Consider the following 1,244-nt stretch of genomic DNA (forward strand, 5'->3'; position numbering starts at 1 on the left):
CACTATATTTGTCAAGATCTACTGAGACAGTTATATTCTGGACATAAAACAGCGCAGTCCTGGCCGGCATCTCCTGAGTTATGACTGAGTTGTTTGCGAGGGTGCTGTTTGCGTAGAAGGTCACAGTGTAGTTGCCGGGCATGTTATCGAATTCCTGCGTGACATTGAGTAAGACAGACCACAGGCCAGTCTCTGACTTCTGCGTCGAGTTCACGAGGAAATAGGGGCCGTGAAGTGTATCTGCGGGGTCAGTGATGTTTACCCAGGCATGGTCAATCTGGTTATCCATGTTTTTGTATATGGTGGCGGAGATTGTCAGGTTCGGGCTGGAGGCGAGATAATCGACGTCAACATAGGAAGAACCCGATTTTGTGAAGGTAGCGTTCTGGTTCCTGACAGATACCCTGGTCACGTTAAAAGAGGTCTGGTTTTCAGCGTAGATCCCGTTTACGTCAGTTATAGTGATGTTTAACGTGTGTGCGCCTGCCCTGAGCGGTGCAGGAAGTGAGTACCTGAACTTGCCTGTTGCATTGGTGGAGAGCGTCTGCCCGCTGCCTGTGGTGAGTAGTTGCGAGGTTGTGTTGTATTTGAGTTCGTCGTCGAGATAAATATGTATGGTTGTGCTTGCGACAGATGAATTGTCAGGGAAAAGGGTGGCATTTCCTGTGACCGTTATTATCTCCTCTGGAATGACATTTCTCCTGTCGGCCGCGACGGGAAGCACAATATGCTTGATGTGGAAGGTACGTGTCTCCGTATCATCAGTATTTCCGATCAAATCTGCCGTGCTTGCGTTCAGGTAATAAATATTCTCAGGAAGGGCTGTGAAATTGACATAGAACGGCGAGGACGTGGAGGTGTAGTTAAGGACAAGGCCGGTTGTGTTGTAGAGGTAGATTGTTATGTTGTTTATACCGCTGTGGAGGTCATAGGCAGAGACATTCGCGGGGATCCAGTGCGGAATCCTGTAACCGCTCGCCGGCGTCGGGGTGATGAACTGTATGACGGGCGAGACAGTGTCTATTTTTATTGTTTTATTTGCTGTCTCTTCCATATTTCCTGCTGTATCATTGCTCCTGAACCTGATGTAGGAGATACCGTCTTTCTGTACGAATATCCTGGTCTCTTCAGTGCCCGGTGTTGCAGAAGGCTCAGGCGATGCTTTTTTGCGCGCGTACATTATATCCCACCTGGCCCATGCCTTGCAGAGGATGCCGCCGTCGCCGCCGTCTGCGTCTGCGACC

1 protein-coding gene is annotated in these 1,244 nt (G+C 49.8%); it reads right to left on the reverse strand.

Features of this window, described 5'->3' with window-relative positions:
• Nucleotides 1-1,244: hypothetical protein (locus HWQ67_RS18990; RefSeq protein ID WP_218254261.1), on the reverse strand; the 1,244-nt coding region annotated here is incomplete at both ends.

The sequence above is a fragment of the Candidatus Magnetobacterium casense genome, assembly GCF_019173545.1.
GTDB lineage: Bacteria > Nitrospirota > Thermodesulfovibrionia > Thermodesulfovibrionales > Magnetobacteriaceae > Magnetobacterium > Magnetobacterium cryptolimnobacter.